Consider the following 25,345-nt stretch of genomic DNA (forward strand, 5'->3'; position numbering starts at 1 on the left):
GTCTGTTTCTCAGCGCTTGAATATAGATTAGTCTTTCCCTCGTAAAGTGACGTTTAGAAAGCGTAAAGAATCGTAAAGAGTGAAAGTTGACGAATAATTAGCAGTATTATTAACCTAACTAAATGATTAAGGCTTCCCAATGGCGAACATTCTTCTTATTGATGACGACACAGAGTTAACCAGCTTACTTAAAGACATTTTGAGCTTTGAGGGCTTCACTGTCTCCGAAGCCAATGATGGCTATGCCGGGCTTGAAGCGATCAATGATGAGATTGATCTGGTCCTTTTGGATGTAATGATGCCGCGCCTTAATGGCATGGAAACGCTAAAAAAGCTGAGGGAAAATTGGGAAACGCCGGTACTAATGCTGACCGCAAAAGGCGAAGAGATCGACCGTGTGATTGGTCTTGAACTTGGCGCGGATGATTACCTGCCTAAACCTTTCAGTGACCGAGAGTTGTTAGCTCGTATTCGAGCTATCTTGCGTCGTACTCAAACCAACACCGCACCTAAGGCGGCCAGTGATAGAGTTCAATATCAAGACATCGAAGTCTTCCCTGGCAAACAAGAAGCCTACTGCAATGGGGAGCTCATCGACCTCACCACAACCGAGTTCGCCCTACTGAGTCACCTTATCCAAAACCCAGGGCAAGTGATCACCAAAGAAGCACTGAGTTTGGATGTGCTGGGTAAAAGGCTCGCAGCGTTTGACCGCGCGATAGACATGCACATCTCTAATCTACGTAAGAAGATTCCTGAGCGCACTGACGGCAAATCACGTATCAAAACCTTACGAGGCCGTGGCTACTTATTGGTAGAGGAAGATTAATGCGTATACCTAAAATCACCAGCTTATATGGACGTATCTTTGCTATCTTTTGGTTCACCATGTTACTGGTGCTTTTGTCGGTGCTGTCACTTCCCCATTTAGACCCTCGAGTCGCGCGAGATGTGCCCGCAGATCACCTCGATAAACTCGAGCGTATCGCTAAAATCACAGAGAAACGCTACGCCAAAGAACCTAATCTGGGCAAGATTGTCTTCCAACTGGAGGCGCCACGCAGCCGCAAGGATTCTAGAGCTCGCATCTACCTGACCGATCTTGAGGGCGCAGTCCTTACCTCGAAAAGGCATTCAGACTATAAGCTAAAGGCGATTCGTAACTTTGTTACCTCGATTGATAACCCTGAGATGCCGAAGCAAAAACTCTACGGACACTACATGGTCGCAGGGCCAGTGCCAATTACTCTCGCTGGTGAAGAGTTGCTGATGTATGCCGGAGTGAAGTGGAACCAACCACCGCCATTCTTACTGCGCCTGTTTGATAGACCTCTGCAGCTATTGCTTGCCGTGATGTTGGCGAGTACCCCGCTATTACTTTGGTTAGCTTGGGCACTGAGTCAACCCGCTCGCAGGCTAGAACGCGCGGCACAACGCGTGGCGAAAGGTCAATTCGAGGTCGATCCAACACTCGAAAAAGGTACTTCAGAGTTCAGACAAGCTGGTGAAAGCTTTAACCAGATGGTAGAAGCGGTAAACCAGATGATTTCGGGGCAACAACGCCTGCTCTCTGATATCTCACACGAGCTCCGCTCGCCACTGACACGTCTTCGCATGGCCAATGCACTGGCGATTCGTAAACAAGGCGAGAGCCAAGAGTTAGAACGCATTGATACCGAAGCACAGCGTTTGGAACAGATGATCAGTGAGCTGCTGACGCTATCTCGTATGCAGGTCGACAGCCATATTACTCGTGAGGTTCAGCCTATCTCGAGCCTATGGGAAGAGATCTTAAAAGACGCAGAGTTTGAAGCCGAACAGATGGGCAAACAACTGACGTTCTCGGAGATCCCAGAACGCTCTATTTCGGGGAACCCTAAACTGCTGATGAGTGCGCTAGACAACATTACACGCAATGCCATCTACTACGGTAAAGACCAAGTGGATGTACAGTTCCATGTGGTTCAAGATCAGCTAACAATTTGCGTCAATGATAATGGTGATGGTGTTCCAGAGGATGAACTCGATTCTATCTTCAGACCTTTTTACCGTGTCTCAACAGCGCGTGACAGAAACTCTGGCGGCACAGGGCTTGGATTAACCATTACTGAAAGTGCGATTCGCCAACACAGCGGAACCATCACCGCAACCCGCAGCCAGCTCGGTGGATTACAACTCGAAATCACCCTGCCTATCTTACCGGTGTAATACCCCCACAAAGATCGCAGTTGATAATGATTGTCATTACCATTATGGTAAATCCTCTAATTAAGGAGGATTTACCATGTCGCACACTTTCCCTGCTTTACCCTACGCTTACGATGCCCTAGAGCCTTACATTGACGCTAAGACAATGGAAGTGCATTACAGCAAGCACCATAGAACCTACTACGATAAGTTTGTTGCGGCGGTGTCTGGCAGCGAGCTAGAACAGCAATCTCTGACCGAGATCTTCGCCAACATCTCTCAGCACAGCCCGGCTGTTCGTAACAATGGCGGTGGCTACTACAATCACATCTTGTACTGGAACTGCATGTCGCGAGACGGCGGTGGTGAACCTACGGGCGAGCTTGGTGAGGCTATCAAGAGTACCTTCGGTGATTTCGAGACATTCCAAGATCAGTTCGCCCAAGCGGCGATCAATACCTTTGGCTCCGGCTTTGCTTGGCTAGTGGTAGAGCAAGGGCAACTGAAGATCATCTCAACCTCGAACCAAGATAATCCGTGGATGGATACCGTTGTCAGTGATGGCGAACCGATTCTTGCGCTCGATGTTTGGGAACACGCCTACTACATCAGCTACCAAAACCGTCGTCCTGATTACATCAACGCATGGTGGAATGTGGTGAATTGGAAGGCGGTTGCTGAAAACTACGCACAAGCACTCGCGAATAAAGCGTAAGCGAATGGTGGTGAACTGTACTCACTCAGCTTGCCACCGTATACTCGGGCTATCTTTGATTACTCTTGTGAACCAACATGTTTGATATCGCTCTATACGAACCAGAAATTGCACCCAATACGGGTAACATCATCCGCCTATGTGCTAACTGCGGCGCAAACCTGCACCTGATTGAACCGCTTGGCTTTGATTTTGAAGAGAAGAAGGTTCGTCGTGCTGGCTTGGATTACCACGACCTTGCGCGAGTTAAGCGTCACAAGAACCTAGAAGCTTTCCTTGAGTATCTTGAGAATGAACGCGAGGGTGACTTCCGCATCTTTGCCTGCACCACTAAAACGACAGGTCACCACGTTGATGCAAAATTCCAACAAGGTGATGTGTTGATGTTTGGCCCAGAGACTCGCGGCCTGCCTGCTGAGTTCATTGAAAGCATGCCAATGGAACAACGCATTCGTATTCCAATGATGCCAGACGCGCGCAGCCTGAACCTGTCTAACGCAGTGGCAATCATTGCTTTTGAAGCATGGCGACAAATGGGCTTTGAAGGCGCGGTATAACCGAACGCTCAAACTGCCTGTTATCTGTAATCGCTAATGCGCAATAAAAAGGCTCTTACCATTATCACTTTCTTGCGAAGGATAACGGTAAGAGCCTTTTCTGTTTTTCCCTCTATATAAAGAAAAGAGAAAAAACGGATTAATTTAAGCGGTTACGATCGTTGTCGTCGTCTTTCTTCTCAAACTCACCCTCAAAGGTGTTGCCGTCTTTTGATTGGTCAGATGGACCTGAATTGAATGGGTCTTGTCCAAATGGGCTCTGGCCAAAACCAGCTTGTCCACCCGCATGAAAACCACCAGACATATTGGTCACCACCATTTTTTCCATCATTTTCTTGGCAATCATCGCTCTTGGTGCTGGTAACAATACCAACATACCGAGTGCGTCCGTCATAAAACCCGGAGTCAGCAGCAATACGCCTGCAACCGCAAGCATCACGCCTTCAAGAATCTGTTGTGCTGGCATTTCGCCTTGTTGCAACCGACCTTGAACAGACATAAGTGTCTGAATGCCTTGGCTACGAACCAGCGATGCACCCACAAATGCAGTGATCAGAACCAACGCGATAGTTGGCCACAATCCTAAGAAGCCACCAACTTGAATAAATAGCCCAATCTCAATGATGGGTACGAAGATAAATAGTAATAATAAGATAGGAAACACACGCCCTCCTTTGTTACATCCAGTTTACGCTGAAAGCCCTATCAATCTCAAATTTATCCTGTAAATAAGCGTGTTTATTGACCCGGAATAAGTTTGCTAAATATTGACGAAACAAAAACGAAAAAGGTGATCAACTTAATATTTTTATGCGCTAAGTACAGTATCATGTGCCACATAAGTCAGGACGGATTTATCAGCCCAATATTCTAGCGAACGGAGTATTTGCACACAGAATAGGCTAATAACTAACTATATAATCAGAATAATTCTCTAAGGATCCTGTTATGGCTACTCAATCAGAAGCTCAAGTTGAAGCTCCTCAAGCTACTCGTCTCGAAGAAGATCTATTAGGTCAACGTCATGTTCCGGCTGATGCTTACTACGGCATCCACACTCTACGCGCAGTTGAAAACTTCAACATCTCAAATGTAACGATCTCAGATGTACCTGAATTCGTTCGCGGTATGGTGATGACAAAGAAAGCAGCGGCTTTAGCAAACAAAGAGTTAGGTGTAATTCCAAGCGAAGTGGCTAAATACATCATCGAAGCTTGTGACCTCATTCTAGACACTGGCAAGTGCATGGATCAGTTCCCATCGGACGTTTTCCAAGGTGGTGCTGGTACTTCTGTAAACATGAACGCGAACGAAGTCGTTGCGAACGTGGCACTTGAACTTATGGGCAAAGAAAAAGGCCAATACGAGTTCATCAACCCAAATGACCATGTAAACCGCAGCCAATCTACAAACTGTGCTTACCCAACGGGCTTCCGCATCTCTGTTTACAACAGCGTGCGTAAACTGATCGATGCTATCGAATACCTAAAAGGTGCATTTGAGCTTAAGAGCCAAGAATTCAACACGATTTTGAAGATGGGTCGTACTCAGCTTCAAGACGCAGTTCCAATGACGGTTGGCCAAGAGTTCCACGCTTGGGCTGTAACCATCAATGAAGAAATCAAAAACCTAGAATACACTTCAAAACTACTGCTTGAAGTAAACCTAGGCGCAACGGCTATCGGTACAGGTCTGAACGCAGCACCGGGTTACCAAGGCCTAGCAGTGAAACACCTAGCAGAAGTAACAGGCCTAGAGTGTGTAGCGGCTGAAGATTTAATCGAAGCAACGTCTGACTGTGGCGCATACGTAATGACGCACGGCGCACTTAAGCGTCTAGCAGTTAAGCTATCTAAGATCTGTAACGACTTGCGTCTACTTTCTTCAGGTCCACGTACTGGTTTGAACGAGCTAAACCTACCTGAACTGCAAGCAGGTTCTTCAATCATGCCTGCTAAAGTAAACCCAGTTGTACCTGAAGTAGTAAACCAAGTTTGCTTCAAAGTTCTAGGTAACGACAACACGGTTTCTTTCGCTGCGGAAGGTGGTCAACTTCAACTGAACGTAATGGAACCTGTTATTGCACAAAGCATGTTTGAGTCTCTAGACATTCTGACAAACGCTTGTGTGAACCTGCGCGACAAGTGTGTAGACGGCATTACGGTAAACAAAGAAGTATGTGAAGCGCACGTATTTAACTCTATCGGTATCGTCACTTACCTAAACCCATACATTGGCCACCACGAAGGTGACATTGTTGGTAAGATCTGTGCAGAAACAGGTAAGAGTGTTCGTGATGTAGTTCTAGAACGCGGTTTATTGACCGAAGAAGAACTTGATGACATTTTCTCTGTTGAAAATTTGATGCATCCTCAGTATAAAGCGAAGCGCTACGAATAAAGTTAGCGAGAAAGGGTTCCAAACGGAGCCCTTTTTTAGGCTCCAATACGGTTAACCATGATTATTTTGTGGATTTCCGTTGGTTGCGCTTTTGCCAAATTGAATCTAAACCATAGAACTATTATGTGAACATTCCAGCGGCGAATGTTCACATAATAAAATCTAAATGAGGTGTTACTTATGATTGCAGTAGAACTGTTTGTCGTCCTGCTCTTTATCTTTTTGGGGGCCAGAATTGGCGGTATCGGTATTGGTTTTGCCGGTGGTGCTGGTGTTATTGCCCTTTCACTTATTCTTGGCGTTCCAACAAGCCAATCTTTCATCCCGATCGACGTAATCTTGATCATCATGTCAGTTATCACCGCAATTGCTGCAATGCAAGTTGCTGGCGGTATGGACTGGTTGGTACAAATTGCCGAAAACTTTTTGCGTAAACACCCTGAACGCATCACCTTTTACGCGCCGATTGTGACCTTTGTAATGACATTAATGGCGGGTACTGGTCACACAGCATTCTCTACGCTTCCTGTTATTGCAGAAGTAGCGAAAGGCCAAGGTGTTCGTCCTTCTCGTCCACTGTCTATCGCAGTTGTCGCTTCTCAAATTGCTATCACAGCTTCGCCAATCTCGGCTGCAGTTGTGGCTTTCGCAGCAATGTTGGCACCATTTGGTGTTGATTACCTAACGCTATTGATGGTTTGTATCCCAACAACCTTCATCGCTTGTATGGTTGGTGCGGTTGTTGCTAACTACATGGGTAGCGAATTGAAAGACGATCCTGTTTATCAAGAACGTCTAGAGAAAGGTCTAATCAAGCTAGCAACAGAAGAGAAACGCGAAATTCTACCTACAGCGAAGAAAGCAACGTACATCTTCCTAGCTGCAATTGGTTTCGTGGTTTGTTACGCAGCGGCTATCTCTAGCTCTGTTGGCCTAATTGAAAACCCGGCGCTAGGTCGTAACGAAGCGATCATGTCTGTAATGCTGGCAGCAGCAGCGGCTATCGTGATGTTCACTAAGATTGATGCAGCGAAGATTTCTTCAGCACCAACGTTCCGTTCTGGTATGACGGCATGTGTATGTGTACTTGGTGTGGCTTGGTTAGGTTCAACGTTTGTAAACGCACACGTTGCTGAAATCAAAGACGTAGCAGGCGCTCTACTGGCTGACTACCCATGGATGCTGGCTCTTGTTCTGTTCTTCGCTTCTATGCTGCTTTACTCTCAAGGCGCAACAACAGTTGCACTGATGCCTGCAGCACTAGCGATTGGCGTAGCACCACTAACAGCCGTTGCTTCTTTTGCTGCGGTAAGTGCGCTGTTCGTACTTCCAACTTACCCTACGCTACTAGCAGCGGTTGAGATGGATGACACAGGCTCAACGCGTATCGGTAACTACGTATTCAACCACCCATTCTTCATTCCAGGTGTGGTAACAATCAGTACTGCGGTAGCACTCGGCTTCGCATTCGGCGGTCTGTTTATCTAACATTCGCTGGTGATTGAACATTTAAAAGGAAGCTTCGGCTTCCTTTTTTGTTTTCTGCTCAATGTGTTATTTGATACGCATCAAATAACCATTATAAACTTTAAAAACCGCCTAAAAATAAAGTTTGAATAAAATTCCAAGATTATTCTGCCAAATCATAAACAACACCTACCAAATCAATCTCCTTCCACTTCCAGTTAATCCACAACGAATATTAATCCAAGCTAACTAACCAAAAAACCTTGACGATTTTCTGCCATTTTTTAGCCCTTTTATTAGCCATTATTTTTGTGAACAGCACCAAACTTAAATACCGGAGTAAGGAATAAAATAACCGCAGCTAAATTAAATCTAACTTCATTTGGATTAGTAAATATAAAAACAACCTTAATTTAAAGTCAGCAACTTTATATCGTTGAGTGCTTTATAAGTGTCCGTGTATTTACAATCTATAAATCATTAGTCGCTAATTCACATCACTTCTATTTAAGATGATGTAAGGAGATAGCCATGACAACTCAAACGATACCAAGCGAGAAAAAAAAGGGCGGCTTCTTTGCCAACTTTAAATTCCCTTCTGCCTACACCATTCTATTTATTCTGATTGCGTTCGTCGCACTGCTTACCTGGATTGTTCCAGCAGGCCAATACGACCGTGCAATGAATGAAGAGCTAGGCCGAGAAGTACCCGTAACCGGAACCTATCAAGCGGTAGAAGGTAACCCTCAAGGCGTGATTGATGTACTGCTCGCGCCTATTGACGGCTTCTATGACCACAATAGCTATGAAGCGGCGGCTATCGACGTTTCGCTGTTCATCTTAATCATTGGTGGCTTCTTAGGGCTAGTAACCAAAACGGGTGCCATTGATGCCGGTATCGAGCGCGTCACCGCCCGCTTAGAAGGGCGAGAAGAGTTGATGATACCAATACTGATGGCGCTATTTGCCGCAGGTGGTACCGTCTACGGCATGGCGGAAGAATCACTGCCCTTCTATACATTGCTAGTGCCGGTAATGATGGCAGCTCGCTTTGACCCTCTTGTTGCCGCTGCGACCGTACTGCTTGGTGCAGGTATTGGGGTGCTGGGTTCAACGATTAACCCATTCGCAACCGTGATCGCTGCCAACGCCTCTGGTATTCCATTTACAGACGGTATCGTGTTGCGCATTGCGATGTTGATTATTGGTTGGGGTATTTGTGTTGCCTACGTAATGCGTTACGCAAGAATGGTTCAAGCCGATCCAACAACATCAATTGTCTACGACAAATACGAAGAGAACAAAGCGCACTTCTTAGGTAATGCGAGCGGCGAAAAACTTGAATTCACCGCGACTCGCAAACTGATTCTGACCATTTTTGGTGGCTCGTTCGCTGTAATGATTTATGGTGTATCCGTTGCTGGATGGTGGATGGCTGAGATCTCAGCGATGTTCTTAGCAGCAACCATCATCGTTGGTATTGTGGCTCGCATGAGCGAAGAAGAGTTTACCACCAGCTTCATTGATGGTGCCCGCGACCTACTTGGCGTTGCGCTCATCATAGGTATTGCACGTGGTATCGTAGTGGTGATGGACCGCGGTATGATCACCGATACCATTCTCTTCTCAGCAGAACAGATGGTAACGGGGCTTTCTTCGGTTACCTTCATTAACGTGATGTTCTTCTTAGAGATTCTACTGTCGTTCTTAGTGCCATCGACCTCTGGCTTAGCGGTACTGACCATGCCAATCATGGCACCACTGGCCGACTTTGCTGGCGTAGGTCGTGACTTGGTTATCACTGCGTACCAATCTGCATCTGGCTTGGTGAACCTAATCACCCCAACCTCCGCGGTGGTGATGGGTGGTTTGGCGATTGCTCGTGTCCCTTACGTGCGCTGGGTTAAATGGGTGATGCCACTAGTCGGTATATTGATGGTGTTCTGCATTGTTGTACTGAGTATTGGTGCGCTGATCTAACTAACAGCACTTCACTCCTTTCTCATCCAAAGCCGCTTCTCACAGCGGCTTTTTTATTGTTCCCTCTCAATGTAACCCTCTGCCACTGAAACAGCTCCTCAAAGCCATACACGCGATATTCAAGGTTCTTCTGTTCGTAGCCAAGCTCAACTAAACTCAAAGCACTCGCAATAGAAGAATCAATCCTACTTTTAAACATCTAATTTTCTTGATGAAATAACACTCTATTTTCAACCATGATGTTTAAACAAATAGTTAGTCACTTATTAGCGTTAATTATATTTAAAGTAATTAATAGCCTAATAAACAGACGAGGATTAATGCCCTTTTCTATCAAAAAACACACTTAAACAGCCGATTTTAAAATGTGATCGCAACAGCTTTATTCGCATTTACTTTGTTAATAAACAATTAATTCCACATCCAAAATTAAATATCTAAATAAAAACACTGCATACTTCCAAGCTAAGTACACTCTTATCAATAAAACTATTCTGCATATAATCCCTCGTAAATTAGATTCTAGTAAGTTTCGTCAAAAAAGCGTGCATAAAGTTCCCTAACTGCTAACTATTTAGAATGTATTATTCATAACTGAAAGTGCATAAAGTTTGTTAAACCCTTAATTTTAAAGGGCTGCGGGATAAAAAACGATTTGTGATAGATCTCTAAGAATACCTGACTAGCAGGCGTAATATTAATTCCAGACAAGAGATATGAATAAATAATTCATTCTTCTCAACTGAAAATAAATAATTACTCTTAGCGATAAAAGTAATTCAAATATATAAGAGAGAGACGATCATGAGTAAGTTCTATGTAGGTTCTGAAATAGGTCAATTACGCCGCGTTCTAGTTCACCGTCCAAGACGCGCACTGACTCACCTAACACCCTCTAACTGTCACGATTTACTATTTGATGACGTACTGGCTGTTGAACGTGCTGGTAAAGAGCATGACGCATTTACTCAAACGCTGCGTGATCAAGGTGTTGAAGTTCTTCTTCTTACTGACCTACTAGCAGACACGCTAGCAGTGCCAGAAGCGAAAGATTGGCTTTTGAATCATCAAGTTTCTGATTACCGCTTAGGCAAAACCTTTGCTAACGATGTGCGCTGCTACTTGGGCGACTTACCAAACCTAGAACTAGCAAAAATCCTAACGGGTGGTCTGTCTTACGCTGAGATGCCAATGAAATCATCTTCAATGATGCAAGGCATGCACGCACCAACCGACTTCATTATCGAACCGCTACCAAACCACCTATTTACTCGTGACACATCTTGCTGGGTATACGGTGGCGTATCCATCAACCCGATGGCGAAACCTGCTCGTCAACGTGAAACCAACCACGTTCGCGCTATTTACCGCTGGCACCCAACATTTGCTGGCCAAGACTTCATTAAGTACTTCGGCGATGAAGAAAACATCAGCTACGACAACTCAACCATTGAAGGCGGTGACGTTCTTGTAATCGGTCGCGGTACGGTTCTTATCGGTATGTCTGAGCGTACAACAGCACAAGGTGTTGAGCACTTAGCATCGAGCCTATTCAAACACGGTCAAGCGAAACAAGTTATCGCAATGCAGCTACCAAAACACCGCTCTTGCATGCACTTAGACACCGTTATGACGCACATGAACGAAGATACGTTCTCTGTTTACCCTGAAGTGGTGAGTAAAGACGTTCAGTGCTGGAACTTAACTGGCGATGAGTCTGGTGCGGTAAAAGTGAAAGAGGAAGGCTACTTCGTAACGGCTATCGAAAAAGCATTGGGCGTAGACAAGTTAAACCTAATCACGACTGGTGGTGACAACTTCCATGCAGAACGTGAGCAGTGGAACGATGCAAACAACGTTCTAACGGTTAAACCTGGCGTCGTGATTGGCTACGAAGGCAACACATACACCAATGAAAAATACGATAAAGCAGGCATCACAGTTCTTCCTATCCCTGGAGATGAACTTGGCCGCGGTCGCGGTGGCGCACGCTGCATGAGCTGCCCAATTGAGCGTGATGGTATCTAATCACTAAGACGAAAACGGCCAAGTTGAATGATCTTAAATAATCTCAGCTTGGCCAAAATGAGAGAACACAATTATGACTAAGCAAACTGTTGTTGTTGCACTCGGCGGTAATGCCTTACTTCGTCGCGGTGAGCCGTTAGAAGCCGATGTTCAACGCCGTAATATTGAAACAGCGGTTAAAACCATCTCTGAAATCGCGAAAGTGTACAACGTGGTTCTAGTACATGGTAATGGCCCACAAGTTGGTTTACTGGCTCTGCAAGGTTTGGAATACAAAAAAGTAAACCCGTATCCGCTAGATGTATTGGGCAGTGAGACTCAAGGCATGATCGGCTACATGCTGATGCAAGAGTTCAAGAACTATCTACCTAACCGCAACATCTCGTGCATGTTGACGCAAATGACCGTTGATCCAAACGATCCTGCATTCGCCGATCCAACGAAGCCGATTGGCCCGATCTACGAAGAAGCGGAAGCGCGTGAATTGGCGGAGAAATTCCACTGGATCGTCAAACCAGACGGCCAACACTTCCGTCGCGTTGTGCCAAGCCCACGCCCTACTGGCATTGTTGAGCACGAAGCGATCACCCAACTTATCGATGCAGGCCACCTAGTGATTTGTACTGGCGGCGGTGGCATCCCAGTGAAAAAAGAGAACGGCAAATTAGTGGGTGTTGAAGCGGTTATCGACAAAGACATGTCAGCGGCTTTCTTAGCGAAACAACTGGATGCGGATGCACTGCTTATTTTGACCGACGCGGACGCTGTTTACCTTGATTGGGGCAAACCGACTCAACACGCACTGCGCAGCACCACACCAAGTGAACTGGCGAAATTCGAATTTGATGCAGGCTCTATGGGACCAAAAATTGAAGCATCGTGCGAATTCATTCAGCAAGGCGGCAAAGTCGTCGGTATTGGTGCACTCGAAGATGGTTTGCAAATCCTGCAAGGCTTGGCGGGCACCAACATCACCAAAGATTAATCTACTCGCGAGCTTTTCAAACCTTGCGAGAAAACTGAATCACCGTTTGAACTGAAATTAATACACAAAAATTGAATCGCGCTTTCTTGAATTTTCTTTCCCTGTAACAAGAAAGCGCCTAAATCTAAGAAGGAATACATCATGGCTTTTAACCTACGCAATCGTAACTTCCTAAAACTACTAGATTTCACTCCACGCGAAATTCAACACTTATTAGATCTTTCTATGGAGCTAAAAAAAGCGAAGTACAACGGTTACGAACAGCCAACACTAACTGGCAAAAACATTGCGCTTATCTTTGAGAAAACCTCAACTCGTACTCGCTGTGCATTCGAAGTAGCGGCATTCGACCAAGGCGCTCGCGTGTCTTACTTAGGCCCATCTGGCTCTCAAATTGGCCACAAAGAATCAATGAAAGATACCGCTCGCGTTCTTGGCCGTATGTACGATGGCATTGAATACCGCGGCTTCGGTCAAGAGATTGTTGAAGAGCTAGGCGCTTACGCTGGAGTTCCAGTATGGAATGGTCTGACTGACGAATTCCACCCTACACAAATTCTTGCTGACTTCCTAACCATGACGGAATACGGCCGTGGTAAACAACTGCATGAAATCAGCTTTGCTTACCTAGGTGATGCTCGCAACAACATGGGTAACTCTCTGATGGTTGGCGCAGCGAAAATGGGCATGGACATTCGCCTTGTTGCTCCAAAACAGTTCTGGCCACAAGAAGAACTATTGGCTCAGTGTCGTGAAATCGCAGAGCACACAGGTGGCAAAATTACACTGACTGAAGATGTTCAAGAAGGCGTGCAAGATTGTGACTTCCTGTACACCGACGTTTGGGTATCTATGGGCGAAGCGAAAGAAGCATGGGCTGAGCGTATCAACCTAATGATGCCTTACCAAGTGAACATGGAAATGCTGAAAGCAACGGGTAACCCACATGTGAAATTCATGCACTGTCTGCCAGCTTTCCATGGCGAAGATACCACGGTAGGCAAACAACTTGCGGCTGAATATCCACAGCTAAAAGACGGTGTGGAAGTGACTGATGAGGTAGTTGAGTCTGAATACTCTATCGTGTTCGATGAAGCTGAAAACCGCATGCACACCATCAAAGCAGTAATGGTTGCAACACTAGGCAGTTAATTACCTAAACAGCTAAGAATCGAAACAACTAAGAAGTTAAGCACTCACTTGTTCGCGAGACATTGACAAGTTAAGTGTAATGACAGGGAAATGCGGGCGGCGAACTTGGGATTTAGCCCTTGGATAAAGCCCGCATTTTTTTTCATGTACTTGAGGGCATTATCGCCCCAAAAACCCTGAGATTTTCTGTTTCAACAAGGGCTTAAATCAAAGCAAAATGTAGAGGTTATTTCGCATAAAAATCCATTAAATGAATACTTTACAGAAAGTATTGCATGCCGTTTTTATCTGAGTATAATCCTCCGCAATTTGTCTTAAGAGAGCAAAAAATGAACTGCAATTCTGTCGCACATGATTGTCAAACTACACGCCAAAGAGTGGCGGTGGTGTCATTTTTATTTTGCTCTATTGATCGTTTCGAAGCCTCCTATTTTTAGGGGGCTTTTTTTTTGTCCGCAATTTGACTGTATGCATAGAAAAAGGAAGACCCGTTATGGCGCATTCGTTATTTAACAAGCACATCATCTCCATTCCAGAGCTCTCTCGTGATGAACTGGAGCTTATCGTCGATACTGCCGCAAGACTCAAAGCAGAGCCAAATCCAGAGCTGCTGAAAAATAAGGTGGTGGCGAGCTGCTTCTTTGAGCCTTCAACTCGAACTCGCCTTTCATTTGAGACCGCCGTCCAGCGCCTTGGTGGCACGGTCATTGGCTTTGATAATGGCGGTAACACCTCACTGGCGAAGAAAGGCGAAACACTTGCCGATTCAGTGCAGGTTATTTCATCCTACGTCGATGCCTTTGTAATGCGTCACCCACAAGAAGGGGCAGCACGTTTAGCGTCTGAATTTTCTAACGGTGTGCCGGTAGTAAACGGCGGCGACGGTGCTAACCAGCACCCGACGCAAACCTTGCTGGACCTGTTCTCGATTTACGAAACACAAGGCACGCTCGATAACCTCAATGTGGCGTTCGTCGGCGACCTAAAATATGGCCGTACCGTGCACTCATTGACCCAAGCACTATCGAAATTCAATAACGTGCGTTTCTTCTTTATCGCGCCAGAAGTCTTAGAGATGCCAGATTACATCTGTGAAGAATTGGAAGAGATGGGCATCCAATACAGCACCCACAGCAGCATTGAAGAAGTGGTGCCTGAGCTTGATGTTCTGTACATGACTCGCGTACAGAAAGAGCGCTTTGATGCGTCAGAATACGCGCACATGAAATCGGCTTACATTCTAACGGCTGATACGCTGAAAGACGCGCGCCAAAACATGAAGGTGCTTCACCCACTACCACGTGTCGATGAAATCACAACCGACGTAGATAAAACACCACACGCTTACTACTTCGAGCAAGCTGAAAACGGTGTGTATGCTCGCGAATCCCTATTAGCCCTAGTTCTAAACGACACTTTATAAGCAGGAGAAACAGTCATGGTTAAACAAACTCAGCTACAAGTAGAAGCGATCCGTAATGGCAGCGTCATTGACCACATCCCTGCTCATCTTGGGATTAAAATTCTCAACCTGTTCAAGCTGCATAAAACAGAACAGCGCATCACTATGGGGTTAAACCTGCCATCATCAGCACTCGGCAACAAAGACCTAATCAAGATTGAGAACATCTTTCTGACCAAGGAACAAGCCAACCAATTGGCTCTGTACGCCCCGCAAGCGACGGTCAATCAGATTGAAGAGTACAAGGTGGTGAACAAGCTAACATTAGTGCTGCCAGACCAAATCAACAGTGTCTACTCTTGCCCGAATAGCAACTGTATTTCGCACGGTGAGCCAGTCGAAAGCAGCTTTAAAGTGCAGCTAAAACAGGAAAACGTGCAGCTAAAATGTCACTACTGTGAAAAAGTATTCTCTCGCGAGATCATGAGTGAAATTCGCTAACCCTTAGCGCCATTATCACGGTCTCCAAAGCACCCTAATACCGATGGATATTTATGCCAAACTTGGAATAAATATCCATTTAACAAAAGAATAAAACTCCAAAATAAAAGCAATTAACTAGAATTTTATTTGGTGATCCCCTTCAAAAAGATAACTATTCTTTAGTGGTAGACTCAATGGATAGACGATCATACATCACGCATACCTTCCCTCTCTATTTCGGGATTCATCGGTAAGCCCTATTTAACAATCGTACTCTACGGCTTTGGGAGTACGCTCGGCGCTATGGACAAGCGATAACCACATGTTGACCTTAAGGAGTTGTTCATGAACCCAATCACTGAGCACGGTTGCTTGTATTCAGCTGAAGATAAAACACTGACTGCAGCGTGCAAACGCTTACTACAACAACAAAGCTTCTCGACCCAAAATCAACTGCGAGAGAAACTCGTCGATATTGGCTATACCGGTATCAGCCAATCGACCGTATCTCGTATTTTGTCACAGCTTGGTGTTGTCAAAATTCAGAATGCTTGCGGTAAAAAGGTTTACTGCATCACGGTTGAAAGTGCACCGGTTCGTGTCGATGCATCCATCTCATCGCAAATCGAATTCATCACTCATAACCAAGCGATGGTCATCGTAAAAACTCATCCAGGTTGTGCTCAATTAGTCGCAAGATTAGTCGATATCGACCCACATACTGAGATTATCGGCACCGTTGGCGGTAATGATACCGTGCTTATTATTCCAAAAGATACGATGAATATTGATGCTTGCGAACAAGTAGTAAAAGCACGCTTGGGTGTAGCTTAAATGTCTCTTTTACTGGGTGTAGCTTAAATGTCTCTTTTACTGGGTGTAGCTTAAATGTCTCTTTTACAAAGGCAAGTCACTCAAGTTGAATTGCAGCTCCCCACTCGATTACCCAATAAAATCGCTATCCCGCCTTAGGGGATATTTGTTTGCCGATGAAACTAATAGCAAACTATTACGGTCTGATTGAGTTAAGATACCTTCAACTCCATTTTGATGACTAAATAGTATGCGACGACTTGCCACATTACTTTTTGTTTGTGTTTCCCTATTCACCCAGCCTGCGTGGGCGCTATTTGGGAACGACAACGCCGAGCCAAGCTTCGGAGGCAATAACAATGGTTTTGTCCCTGTAGACCAAGCTTTCCCTTTCAATTACTACCAGCAAGACGACAAAGTCCTTCTCGACTGGCAAGTAAAAGAGGGCTACTACCTCTATCAACATAGCCTCTCGTTCACCGGGCAAAATCTCGCTATCGGTAATGTTGAATTAGAAGATGGTAAGCCGCACCAAGATGAATTCTTCGGTGAGGTGAGCATTTATACTCAGCCGTTATTCGTGCAAGTTCCTCTGCAGAGTTACCAAGATGGCTCACAGCTGATCGTTAAGTATCAAGGCTGTGCGGACGCAGGGTTCTGCTACCCACCAGAGACTCGTATCATCGACATTGAACCTTTCACAGCAACAGGTTCTGCTAATTCGCAAGGTAGTGACTCACAAGCTTCATCTTCTGCTGGCAACGAAACCGATGTTTCTACGCAACCAACATCTCCGAAAGCAGACGTTGTAAGTAACACGACTCAACAGCCAAATACCCCTGTTTCAAAAGAAGCAGGCTTAGCCGATAAGCTCGGTGACAGTTGGTGGACCCCTCTATTATTCTTAGCACTCGGTGTTGGTTTAGCCTTTACGCCGTGTGTGCTGCCTATGTATCCGATTCTAACGGGTATCGTTTTAGGTGGTGGCAAACTCAGCCAAGGTCGCGCGCTGATGCTGTCCTTTATTTACGTGCAAGGCATGGCGTTAACCTACACCTTATTAGGTTTAGTGGTTGCTTCAGCAGGCATGCAATTCCAAGCCGCTATGCAGCACCCTTACGTGCTGATCGCGCTGAGTGTTCTGTTCGTGGCGTTAGCAATGTCGATGTTTGGCGTTTATAACCTGCAACTGCCAAGCAGCATCCAAACTTGGCTCAACAACCAAAGCAACAAGCAGCAAGGTGGCAATACCTTGGGCGTATTCGCAATGGGCGCTATCTCTGGCTTGGTGTGTTCACCTTGTACCACGGCGCCATTGTCAGGCGCACTGCTGTATGTGGCTCAGAGTGGTGACCTATTTACCGGTGCAATTGCTCTGTACGCGTTGGCTATGGGTATGGGTATCCCACTGATTTTAGTGGCAGTGTTTGGTAATAAGCTATTGCCTAAAGCGGGCAGCTGGATGAACAAGGTGAAGATCGTATTCGGCTTTATCTTGCTTGCCGCGCCTATCTTCCTGCTAGAGCGCATCATTCCTGAATTGTGGGCAACCGTGCTTTGGTCTGGCCTTGGCTTCATCGCCTTTGGTTGGCTTTACCACAGTAAGAATGCACTGCCATTTGGTGGCTGGAAGCAGAGTGCGGTAGGCATCATCGCGATGCTTGGCTTGTTTGCTTCGGCACAGCCTGCATTGAACTATTGGTTTGCGGAGAAGAGCGTAACGGTAGAACAACAGCACATCCAATTTGCACGCATCAACACGGTTGAAGAGCTAGAAATCCAGCTCATCGAAGCGAAGAAACTCGGTAAGCCTGTGATGCTCGACTTCTACGCCGATTGGTGTGTGGCGTGTAAAGAGTTCGAGAAGTACACCTTCCATCAAGCTGATGTGGAAAACAAGCTTTCTGACTTTGTACTGCTACAAGCCGATGTAACGAGAAACATGCCTCAAGACATTGAACTGCTTAAACAATTACAGGTACTTGGCTTACCGACGATTGAGTTCTGGGATGGCGAGGGTAACCATGTTCCAAATGCTCGTGTAACCGGTTTTATGCCTGCTGATGTATTCTTAAAACACATGCAAAACCACCAGCTATAACGGCAATATTCACTAAAATATAAGCCGAATCGAAAGCCGCACCGCCCCTCCGTAACGAGATGGCAGTGCGGCTTTTTTGCTATTCAGAGTAACGCTTTCTTATTCCGGGGATAAAAGTCGATATGGTTCAGACTTTTAATGCATAGATATTGTCCACATACTCAATCAGGATGATAATAAATATTAACTAAATTGTTAAAAGTATGAACGTCATGGACTCGACCTATACCATCATCATTGCTGATGACCACCCTCTCTTTCGCAACGCCCTGTTTCAGTCAGTTCATATGGCGATCAGTGGTGCGAACCTGCTTGAGGCCGATTCTCTCGATGCCTTACTGACTCTGCTAAAGAAAGAAGGCGAGCCGGATCTATTACTGCTCGATCTGAAAATGCCGGGCGCCAATGGCATGTCAGGCTTAATTCAACTGCGCGCTGAATACCCAGATCTACCGATTGTGGTGGTTTCTGCCAGTGAAGATGCCAGCGTGGTCACTCAGGTGAAGAGCCACGGTGCGTTTGGCTTTATTCCTAAGTCGAGTGATATGCGTGAGTTGGTGAGTGCACTGAATCAAGTGCTGAATGGCGACCCGTTCTTCCCTGAAGGGCTTATCACCAATAATGCAGCGTGTAGCGACCTTGCAGAAAAGATTTCCACACTGACGCCTCAGCAATACAAGGTATTAGGGATGCTTTCTGACGGCTTGCTTAACAAGCAAATCGCGTATGAATTGAATGTTTCGGAAGCGACCATCAAAGCACATATGACGGCCATCTTCCGTAAACTGGATGTGAAAAATCGTACTCAAGCGGTTATCTTGCTACAAGAAGTCCACAATTAAGCTTCACTGATATCCTCTTCTAAAGTCGTCTTAGGTAAACATAAACCCAACCTGACGACTTTATGATCATCTATCTCTGCAACCACCCAAGTGATGTCATGCCACTCAAAGCTATCACCCAATACAGAGTGTGCGCCAAGCTCTTGAGCAACCAATTGTTTTAGCGTCATTTCTCGCTCTTCTTCCGAGCCAAGTTCAATACCATAACAATCACTCACTGCCGCAACTGATAGCTCAACATCCAAGAAGAAGTCACCAAAGAATCGTGCCGCCTCTTCTGCTAGAGGCGCCTCACTGAACAACGAACTTAAGCTGTCCAAATCTTTGTCTTGACCAAGCACACATAAGATATCGTTCGCCTCTAACACGGTGCTGCCTGATGGGTGAAGCAAGGCATCCTTTCTAAACAGTGCAGTAATTCGCGTTCCTTCCGGCATAGACAAACGCTTTAGTGGTTCGCCCACACACCACTTCTCTTCTTTCAGCTTGTAGACAAACATCTCCCACTCACTAGCAGGGTAAATTTCAATGCCAGTACGAGAAATCGGTGTCGGCGTTGGAGGTAGCGTCACTTGAGCCAATCTCGCGACTTTCATCAAGCTGCCGCCTTGAACAATCAGCGACACCATAACCACGAAGAACGCGATGTTGAAGTAAAGCTGAGCATTAGGCAGGCCAGCCATCATCGGGAACACCGCCAGAATGATCGGTACCGCGCCGCGTAGACCGACCCAAGAAACAAACCAACGTTCCTTGGTGGTAAAGCTTCTGAACGGCAGCAAACCCAACCAAACCGACAGCGGACGAGCAAACAAAATCATACCGAAGGCCAGTGCCAGCGCAGGCAGAGCAATGTCCATCAACGTTGATGGCGTCACCAATAAACCCAATACCAAGAACATCACGATCTGGCTTAGCCACGTCATGCCATCAAGAACATTAAGAATCGAGTGTCGCGAGCGCGTCGGACGATTACCAATGAACAAGCCCACTAAGTAAATCGATAAGATGCCGCTGCCGCCAAGCATGTTAGAGAACGCAAACAGAGCCACGCCCCCACTGAGTACCAGAATGGAATAAAGGCCATCAGCCAATTGTACTCGATTGATTAAGCTCCATAGAACCCAGCCGCCGCCAATACCAACAAGAGTACCGATACCAAACTGCATCGCAAAACTTTGCAGTAGGAAGTTCATTCCCATCTCAGCGTCAGGGTTACCTAACAGCGCAATTAAGGTCACCGTCAGGAAGACCGCCATTGGGTCGTTAGTGCCCGATTCGATCTCTAGGGTTGAGCCAACACGCTCATTGAGACTCTGTCCTTTCAGCAAAGAGAATACCGCTGCCGCATCGGTTGAACCAACAATCGCCCCGACCAAGATGCCCTGCATTAATGACAAGTCAAACAGCCAAGCCGCCATTAATCCGGTTAAGGTTGCTGTACATGCGACACCTATCGTCGCCAGCGAGAGCGAAGGCCAGAAAGCGACCTTGAAGCTCGCCACCTTGGTTCGCATACCGCCATCCAACAGAATCACGGCAAGCGCAAGGTTACTCACCAAGTAGGTCAGTGAGTAATCATCGAAATGAATATTACCGGGTCCATCTTCACCCGCTAACATACCAACGAATAAAAAGATCAAAAGAATCGGAACGCCCAATCGTGAGGACACTTGTGAGAAAAGCACACTGATGGCGATGAGCACCGCACCAGTTAAAAATAAGTGGTTGATAGTTATTGCGTCCAATTCGTTCCCCCAAAGAATAAAACTCAAGATATAAGCATGTTGATCTTCTGCCGTTTAGCAAGGCACGGTCGGTGAAAGTGCCGTTGTTACTATAACAAACTTATGTTTCGCTTCGTGTCATAAGCAGGGCTAAATACCGTTTCTCGGTCATTTAGTTGTTAAATTTTATGACTCGCAGTCTAATTCATCCCTTTTTGTTAGACCTTTGGCTAATTTAACAACATTGTAACATCACATTTTTCTATGGTTATGTCTCCTAGCTCCCATATTTCAGTACATTAGCGCTAATACCATCCCGACTAAAGTTGCACAGATCCCTTGACTTATCCTTGCTACATTCTAAATCGTAACATTACGTTAACACGTTATTTTACAAAACGGTTTCACAAAAACAGTTTCTACGAAAACGGAATAAAGGAGAAGGCAATGGCGTTCGAATCTACGGAACATGCTCAAGCCTACTGGAAGGAAAACTTGGGAATTATGGGAACACTGCTCGCGGTCTGGTTTGCGGTGTCTTACGGCGCTGGCATCTTATTTGTGGATGCCCTCAATACCGTTCAGTTTGGCGGGTTCAAGCTAGGATTTTGGTTCGCTCAGCAAGGTTCGATATACACCTTCGTGGCGCTGATATTTATTTACGTTGTCCGCATGAATGCGCTCGACAAAAAATACAACGTACAGGAAGACTAGAGGCTAGAACATGGATATTCAAACTTGGACGTTTATTCTCGTCGGTATTACTTTCGCGGTATATATCGGCATCGCAATCTGGGCTCGTGCAGGGTCTACTAGTGAGTTCTACGTTGCTGGCGGTGGTGTACACCCAGTAGCAAACGGCATGGCGACCGCCGCTGACTGGATGTCGGCAGCATCATTCATCTCAATGGCAGGTATCATCTCATTCGTTGGTTACGACGGTGCGGTTTACCTAATGGGTTGGACAGGTGGTTATGTACTACTTGCGCTATGTTTAGCACCTTACCTACGTAAGTTCGGTCAGTTTACGGTTCCTGATTTCATCGGTGAGCGTTACTACTCGAAAACGGCACGTATGGTAGCGGTATTCTGTGCAATCTTCGTATCGTTTACGTACGTTGCAGGCCAGATGCGTGGTGTGGGCGTTGTATTCTCTCGTTTCCTAGAAGTTGATATTAACCTAGGCATCATCATTGGTATGGGTATTGTGTTCTTCTACGCAGTACTAGGTGGCATGAAAGGCATCACTTATACGCAGGTAGCTCAATTCTGTGTCCTCATTTTCGCCTTCCTTGTTCCAGCAATCTTTACCTCAATCATGATGACAGGTAACCCACTTCCACAAGTTGGTATGGGCTCTACGCTATCAGGCACAGATGTTTACCTTCTTGATAAACTGGATGGACTGACCGAAGAACTCGGATTTACCGCCTATACCGAAGGTAACAAGAGCATGGTAGATGTATTCTTCATCTGTGCGGCTCTAATGGTCGGTACTGCGGGTCTTCCACACGTAATCATTCGTTTCTTCACGGTACCAAAAGTACGTGATGCTCGTATCTCAGCGGGTTGGGCACTACTGTTCATCTCATTGCTATACACAACAGCACCAGGCGTTGCAGCATTCGCTCGTGTAAACATGATCGAAACAATCAACGGCCCTGACATGCAAGGTGTCGCTGCAGCGGACGCACCAAGCTGGTACAAAAACTGGGAAAGCACTGGCCTAGTAGGTTGGGAAGATAAGAACGGCGATGGCAAAATGTTCTACTCGGGCGATGAGCGCAACGAGATGAAGATTAACCGTGACATCATCGTACTGGCTTCTCCAGAGCTAGCGAAACTACCAAACTGGGTTGTAGCACTGCTTGCAGCCGGTGGCCTAGCAGCCGCACTATCAACAGCCGCGGGTCTACTATTGGTCATCTCAACGTCGATTTCACATGACTTGTTGAAGAAAGGCTTCAGACCAAACATGACCGACAAGCAGGAGCTGTTAGCCGCTCGTCTGGCAGCCATGGTCGCGATTGTCGGTGCCGGTTACTTAGGTATTAACCCACCAGGCTTTGTAGCACAGGTAGTAGCGTTTGCCTTCGGCTTAGCCGCAGCATCCTTCTTCCCAGCGATTATCCTAGGTATCTTCTACAAGAAGATGAACAAGGAAGGCGCAATTGCAGGTATGTTGTCAGGTATTGCCTTCACAGCAAGCTACATCATCTACTTCAAGTTCATTAACCCAGCAGCAAGCACACCTGAAAACTGGTGGTTTGGTATCAGCCCAGAAGGCATCGGTACGCTAGGTATGTGTCTAAACTTCGTAGTATCGATTGCTGTAAACAAAGTAACTGCTGAAGTACCACAAGATGTACAAGATATGGTTGAGAACATCCGTTACCCGAAAGGTGCAGGTGAAGCTCACGACCACTAAACAAAGATGTTTAGCAAAAAATGAATCAGTACTTACATTGTAGGGATTAGGTACTGACTCCAGAAAGCCGATACTTCGTGTATCGGCTTTTTCTTTTTCTGCTCACTTTATAAAAAGATAAACAAAGGGTTGTTTTTAAAACTTTATTTGATAATAATTATCATTAACATCCAATAAAGAGATGCAGATGATGATGAAAGAGCAGCAGGTTCTCTATTCGAGATTTTACAAAGCACAGGATCGCTTTGCTTCATTAGAACAAGTTCAAGGCCATGAGCCGTTTGTAATTCGAGAGTATATCGAGTGTGCACTGACGCTTTCGGCTTACTATGAAAAGCATGCCGCTCAAGAAAACATCTTGTTGTGCGAGCTGTATCTACGCCAAGTTTTCTTTCATTTGATTGAAGCGATTGAGTCTCCTCAGCGCAGTTTCGCCTTTCGTCATATCTGCCTAGACTCTATTCACTCACCACTATTTTATTTGAAGCGCCACTACTGCCAGCAACCTCAAGGCCAAGCGCGTTTTTTGAATCTCAGCCAAACACTACAACAAGTCCAAGCCCCACTTGGCTAACAAGGATAGAACATGACCCTACAATTTCGGATTGAAAAAGACAGCATGGGCGAAGTGAAAGTCCCTGCCGATGCGCTATACCAAGCACAAACTCAGCGTGCAGCGGATAACTTCGCGTTTAGCTCTCACAAGATGCCGACCAGTTTTATTCAAGCACTGGCGTTAATTAAACAGGCAGCGGCAGATACCAATGCTCAGTTAGGTCTACTGGAAGGTGATATTGCCAACGCGATAGCCGAAGCCAGCCAAGAGATCATTGAGGGTAAACACCTCGATCAATTCCCTATCGATGTCTACCAAACCGGTTCAGGTACCAGTTCCAACATGAATGCCAATGAAGTGATTGCTACGCTTGCCTCAAGAAGCTTGCAAGGCGACGTGAACCCCAATGATCACGTCAACATGGGCCAAAGCAGTAACGATGTGGTGCCAACCGCAATTCAAGTGAGCGTTGCTTTGATGGCTGAAAATAAGCTATTACCTGCATTAACTCACCTTTCTGAAGCACTCACCATCAAACAACAGGAACTTGCGGAGGTCGTGAAGACCGGCCGCACTCATCTAATGGATGCGATGCCAATGACCTTTGCTCAAGAGCTAGGTGGTTGGAAATTTCAGATAGAACACGCTAAGCAAGCAATAGAGAACACCCTGCCCGCTATCAAGGCTTTAGCACAAGGTGGTACTGCGGTTGGAACAGGGATCAATGCTGACCCACGCTTTGCCGATAAGTTTGCGAGTAACCTGTCTCAATCGACAAAGATCAGTTTTAGCTCGAGTGAAAACTTCTTTTTTAGCCTCAGCAGTCAAGACGCGATCGTTGCGCTGTCAGGTCAGCTCAAAACGGCAGCAGTTGCGATCATGAAGATCTCAAACGATCTTCGCTGGATGAACTCTGGGCCGTTGGCTGGCTTAGGGGAAATTGAATTACAGGCTCTACAACCAGGCTCATCGATCATGCCTGGCAAGGTAAATCCTGTGATTCCAGAAGCTGCAGCTATGGCGGCGGCGCAAGTCATTGGCAACGACACCACCATTACCGTAGCCGGACAATCAGGTAACTTCCAACTTAATGTGATGCTGCCAGTGATTGCTCATAACGTGTTGGAAAGTATTGAGTTATTGGCAAACAGCTCAGTCGCTTTAGCGGACAAAGCCATCGCGACCTTCACGGTACGCCAAGACAATCTCGATTTGGCACTGTCAAAGAACCCAATCCTAGTGACCGCACTTAACCCTGTGATTGGCTACTTGAAGGCGGCTGATATTGCCAAGAAAGCTTACAAAGAAGGCTTACCAATTCTGGATGTCGCAGAAAGAGAAACCGATCTTAGCCGAGAAGAGCTAAGTAAACTGCTTGATCCAACCACACTGACACAAGGTGGCATTGCTGGTTAGTTATTGAATTAACAAGCGAATCGGCGTTCGCAAAAAAAACAGAGACAAAAAAGGCCTCATCTGAGGCCTTTTCACTATCCGCTCACGAACGTACTAATCCGAGCCT

At 46.0% G+C, this 25,345-nt stretch carries 21 protein-coding genes; 19 read left to right on the top strand and 2 right to left on the bottom strand.

Features of this window, described 5'->3' with window-relative positions:
• The first annotated feature begins 139 nt into the window (after positions 1-139).
• The 4 genes from ACED46_RS03275 to trmL all read left to right on the top strand — a co-directional run bounded on the left by ACED46_RS03275 (position 140) and on the right by trmL (position 3,459).
• Complete coding sequence (locus ACED46_RS03275) at positions 140-829, top strand: response regulator (RefSeq protein ID WP_017066566.1); 690 nt, start codon at positions 140-142, stop codon at positions 827-829.
• Positions 829-2,208, top strand: coding sequence for an envelope stress sensor histidine kinase CpxA (gene cpxA / locus ACED46_RS03280; protein WP_017066565.1), 1,380 nt, complete (start codon positions 829-831; stop codon positions 2,206-2,208). The genes ACED46_RS03275 and cpxA overlap by 1 nt, the downstream gene beginning before the upstream one ends.
• Before the next feature lie 76 nt (positions 2,209-2,284).
• Positions 2,285-2,902 (top strand): superoxide dismutase, encoded by a 618-nt coding sequence (locus tag ACED46_RS03285; protein ID WP_017066564.1) that lies wholly within the window; start codon positions 2,285-2,287, stop codon positions 2,900-2,902.
• A 77-nt stretch (positions 2,903-2,979) separates the two neighbouring features.
• The gene (gene trmL / locus ACED46_RS03290) at positions 2,980-3,459 is read left to right on the top strand and encodes a tRNA (uridine(34)/cytosine(34)/5-carboxymethylaminomethyluridine(34)-2'-O)-methyltransferase TrmL (protein ID WP_009844716.1); all 480 of its coding nucleotides are present in this window, start codon (positions 2,980-2,982) and stop codon (positions 3,457-3,459) included.
• A 139-nt stretch (positions 3,460-3,598) separates the two neighbouring features.
• Here the strand turns inward: trmL and ACED46_RS03295 are convergent, their stop codons facing one another.
• On the bottom strand, positions 3,599-4,123 hold the full coding sequence (locus tag ACED46_RS03295) for an FxsA family protein (protein WP_004729712.1): 525 nt from the start codon (positions 4,121-4,123) through the stop codon (positions 3,599-3,601).
• Positions 4,124-4,407: 284 nt separating this feature from the next.
• Here ACED46_RS03295 and aspA point away from each other — a divergent pair, with 284 nt between their 5' ends.
• The 11 genes from aspA (at position 4,408) to ACED46_RS03350 (ending at position 19,112) form a co-directional block, all read left to right on the top strand.
• Positions 4,408-5,859, top strand: coding sequence for an aspartate ammonia-lyase (gene aspA, locus ACED46_RS03300; RefSeq protein ID WP_371720886.1), 1,452 nt, complete (start codon positions 4,408-4,410; stop codon positions 5,857-5,859).
• 180 nt (positions 5,860-6,039) lie between these two features.
• A complete protein-coding gene (locus ACED46_RS03305) occupies positions 6,040-7,347 on the top strand; it encodes an anaerobic C4-dicarboxylate transporter (protein ID WP_017061168.1) in 1,308 nt (435 codons plus the stop codon).
• Between the two features lie 510 nt (positions 7,348-7,857).
• A complete protein-coding gene (locus tag ACED46_RS03310) occupies positions 7,858-9,306 on the top strand; it encodes a YfcC family protein (protein WP_371720887.1) in 1,449 nt (482 codons plus the stop codon).
• Positions 9,307-10,110: 804 nt separating this feature from the next.
• Positions 10,111-11,334 (top strand): arginine deiminase, encoded by a 1,224-nt coding sequence (gene arcA, locus ACED46_RS03315; protein ID WP_017062724.1) that lies wholly within the window; start codon positions 10,111-10,113, stop codon positions 11,332-11,334.
• Positions 11,335-11,407: 73 nt separating this feature from the next.
• Positions 11,408-12,319, top strand: a complete 912-nt coding sequence (gene arcC / locus ACED46_RS03320) for a carbamate kinase (protein WP_017062723.1) — start codon at positions 11,408-11,410, stop codon at positions 12,317-12,319.
• A 141-nt stretch (positions 12,320-12,460) separates the two neighbouring features.
• On the top strand, positions 12,461-13,471 hold the full coding sequence (locus ACED46_RS03325; RefSeq protein WP_371720888.1) for an ornithine carbamoyltransferase: 1,011 nt from the start codon (positions 12,461-12,463) through the stop codon (positions 13,469-13,471).
• A gap of 493 nt (positions 13,472-13,964) precedes the next feature.
• Positions 13,965-14,894 (top strand): aspartate carbamoyltransferase, encoded by a 930-nt coding sequence (pyrB, locus tag ACED46_RS03330; protein WP_371720889.1) that lies wholly within the window; start codon positions 13,965-13,967, stop codon positions 14,892-14,894.
• A 15-nt stretch (positions 14,895-14,909) separates the two neighbouring features.
• Complete coding sequence (gene pyrI / locus ACED46_RS03335; protein WP_371720890.1) at positions 14,910-15,374, top strand: aspartate carbamoyltransferase regulatory subunit; 465 nt, start codon at positions 14,910-14,912, stop codon at positions 15,372-15,374.
• Between the two features lie 327 nt (positions 15,375-15,701).
• Positions 15,702-16,190, top strand: coding sequence for an arginine repressor (locus ACED46_RS03340; RefSeq protein WP_017063664.1), 489 nt, complete (start codon positions 15,702-15,704; stop codon positions 16,188-16,190).
• Between the two features lie 229 nt (positions 16,191-16,419).
• Positions 16,420-18,270, top strand: coding sequence for a protein-disulfide reductase DsbD (locus tag ACED46_RS03345; protein ID WP_371720891.1), 1,851 nt, complete (start codon positions 16,420-16,422; stop codon positions 18,268-18,270).
• Between the two features lie 212 nt (positions 18,271-18,482).
• Positions 18,483-19,112, top strand: a complete 630-nt coding sequence (locus ACED46_RS03350; protein ID WP_017062717.1) for a response regulator transcription factor — start codon at positions 18,483-18,485, stop codon at positions 19,110-19,112.
• Here ACED46_RS03350 and ACED46_RS03355 read toward each other — a convergent pair.
• The gene (locus tag ACED46_RS03355; RefSeq protein ID WP_017066561.1) at positions 19,109-20,860 is read right to left on the bottom strand and encodes a potassium/proton antiporter; all 1,752 of its coding nucleotides are present in this window, start codon (positions 20,858-20,860) and stop codon (positions 19,109-19,111) included. The genes ACED46_RS03350 and ACED46_RS03355 overlap by 4 nt on opposite strands.
• Positions 20,861-21,286: 426 nt before the next feature.
• Between ACED46_RS03355 and ACED46_RS03360 the strand changes: the two genes are divergently transcribed.
• The 4 genes from ACED46_RS03360 to ACED46_RS03375 all read left to right on the top strand — a co-directional run bounded on the left by ACED46_RS03360 (position 21,287) and on the right by ACED46_RS03375 (position 25,239).
• Positions 21,287-21,553 (top strand): DUF4212 domain-containing protein, encoded by a 267-nt coding sequence (locus ACED46_RS03360; RefSeq protein WP_010435433.1) that lies wholly within the window; start codon positions 21,287-21,289, stop codon positions 21,551-21,553.
• Between the two features lie 10 nt (positions 21,554-21,563).
• Positions 21,564-23,267, top strand: coding sequence for a sodium:solute symporter family protein (locus ACED46_RS03365; RefSeq protein WP_017062715.1), 1,704 nt, complete (start codon positions 21,564-21,566; stop codon positions 23,265-23,267).
• Between the two features lie 187 nt (positions 23,268-23,454).
• The gene (locus tag ACED46_RS03370) at positions 23,455-23,841 is read left to right on the top strand and encodes a hypothetical protein (protein ID WP_017062714.1); all 387 of its coding nucleotides are present in this window, start codon (positions 23,455-23,457) and stop codon (positions 23,839-23,841) included.
• 12 nt (positions 23,842-23,853) lie between these two features.
• Positions 23,854-25,239 carry a lyase family protein gene (locus ACED46_RS03375; protein ID WP_017062713.1) on the top strand — a complete coding sequence of 462 codons (1,386 nt, stop codon included), beginning with the start codon at positions 23,854-23,856 and terminating at the stop codon, positions 25,237-25,239.
• Positions 25,240-25,345: the final 106 nt, after the last annotated feature.

This window comes from Vibrio sp. 1S139 (genome assembly GCF_041439475.1).
In the GTDB taxonomy this organism is placed as follows: Bacteria; Pseudomonadota; Gammaproteobacteria; order Enterobacterales; family Vibrionaceae; genus Vibrio; species Vibrio crassostreae_C.

What these genes read in the sequence shown, in the direction of transcription:
- ACED46_RS03275 (WP_017066566.1), top strand. Translation starts at nt 140, where the DNA reads ATGGCGAACATTCTTCTTATTGATGACGACACAGAGTTAACCAGCTTA.
- cpxA (WP_017066565.1), top strand. Translation starts at nt 829, where the DNA reads ATGCGTATACCTAAAATCACCAGCTTATATGGACGTATCTTTGCTATC.
- ACED46_RS03285 (WP_017066564.1), top strand. Translation starts at nt 2,285, where the DNA reads ATGTCGCACACTTTCCCTGCTTTACCCTACGCTTACGATGCCCTAGAG.
- trmL (WP_009844716.1), top strand. Translation starts at nt 2,980, where the DNA reads ATGTTTGATATCGCTCTATACGAACCAGAAATTGCACCCAATACGGGT.
- aspA (WP_371720886.1), top strand. Translation starts at nt 4,408, where the DNA reads ATGGCTACTCAATCAGAAGCTCAAGTTGAAGCTCCTCAAGCTACTCGT.
- ACED46_RS03305 (WP_017061168.1), top strand. Translation starts at nt 6,040, where the DNA reads ATGATTGCAGTAGAACTGTTTGTCGTCCTGCTCTTTATCTTTTTGGGG.
- ACED46_RS03310 (WP_371720887.1), top strand. Translation starts at nt 7,858, where the DNA reads ATGACAACTCAAACGATACCAAGCGAGAAAAAAAAGGGCGGCTTCTTT.
- arcA (WP_017062724.1), top strand. Translation starts at nt 10,111, where the DNA reads ATGAGTAAGTTCTATGTAGGTTCTGAAATAGGTCAATTACGCCGCGTT.
- arcC (WP_017062723.1), top strand. Translation starts at nt 11,408, where the DNA reads ATGACTAAGCAAACTGTTGTTGTTGCACTCGGCGGTAATGCCTTACTT.
- ACED46_RS03325 (WP_371720888.1), top strand. Translation starts at nt 12,461, where the DNA reads ATGGCTTTTAACCTACGCAATCGTAACTTCCTAAAACTACTAGATTTC.
- pyrB (WP_371720889.1), top strand. Translation starts at nt 13,965, where the DNA reads ATGGCGCATTCGTTATTTAACAAGCACATCATCTCCATTCCAGAGCTC.
- pyrI (WP_371720890.1), top strand. Translation starts at nt 14,910, where the DNA reads ATGGTTAAACAAACTCAGCTACAAGTAGAAGCGATCCGTAATGGCAGC.
- ACED46_RS03340 (WP_017063664.1), top strand. Translation starts at nt 15,702, where the DNA reads ATGAACCCAATCACTGAGCACGGTTGCTTGTATTCAGCTGAAGATAAA.
- ACED46_RS03345 (WP_371720891.1), top strand. Translation starts at nt 16,420, where the DNA reads ATGCGACGACTTGCCACATTACTTTTTGTTTGTGTTTCCCTATTCACC.
- ACED46_RS03350 (WP_017062717.1), top strand. Translation starts at nt 18,483, where the DNA reads ATGGACTCGACCTATACCATCATCATTGCTGATGACCACCCTCTCTTT.
- ACED46_RS03360 (WP_010435433.1), top strand. Translation starts at nt 21,287, where the DNA reads ATGGCGTTCGAATCTACGGAACATGCTCAAGCCTACTGGAAGGAAAAC.
- ACED46_RS03365 (WP_017062715.1), top strand. Translation starts at nt 21,564, where the DNA reads ATGGATATTCAAACTTGGACGTTTATTCTCGTCGGTATTACTTTCGCG.
- ACED46_RS03370 (WP_017062714.1), top strand. Translation starts at nt 23,455, where the DNA reads ATGATGATGAAAGAGCAGCAGGTTCTCTATTCGAGATTTTACAAAGCA.
- ACED46_RS03375 (WP_017062713.1), top strand. Translation starts at nt 23,854, where the DNA reads ATGACCCTACAATTTCGGATTGAAAAAGACAGCATGGGCGAAGTGAAA.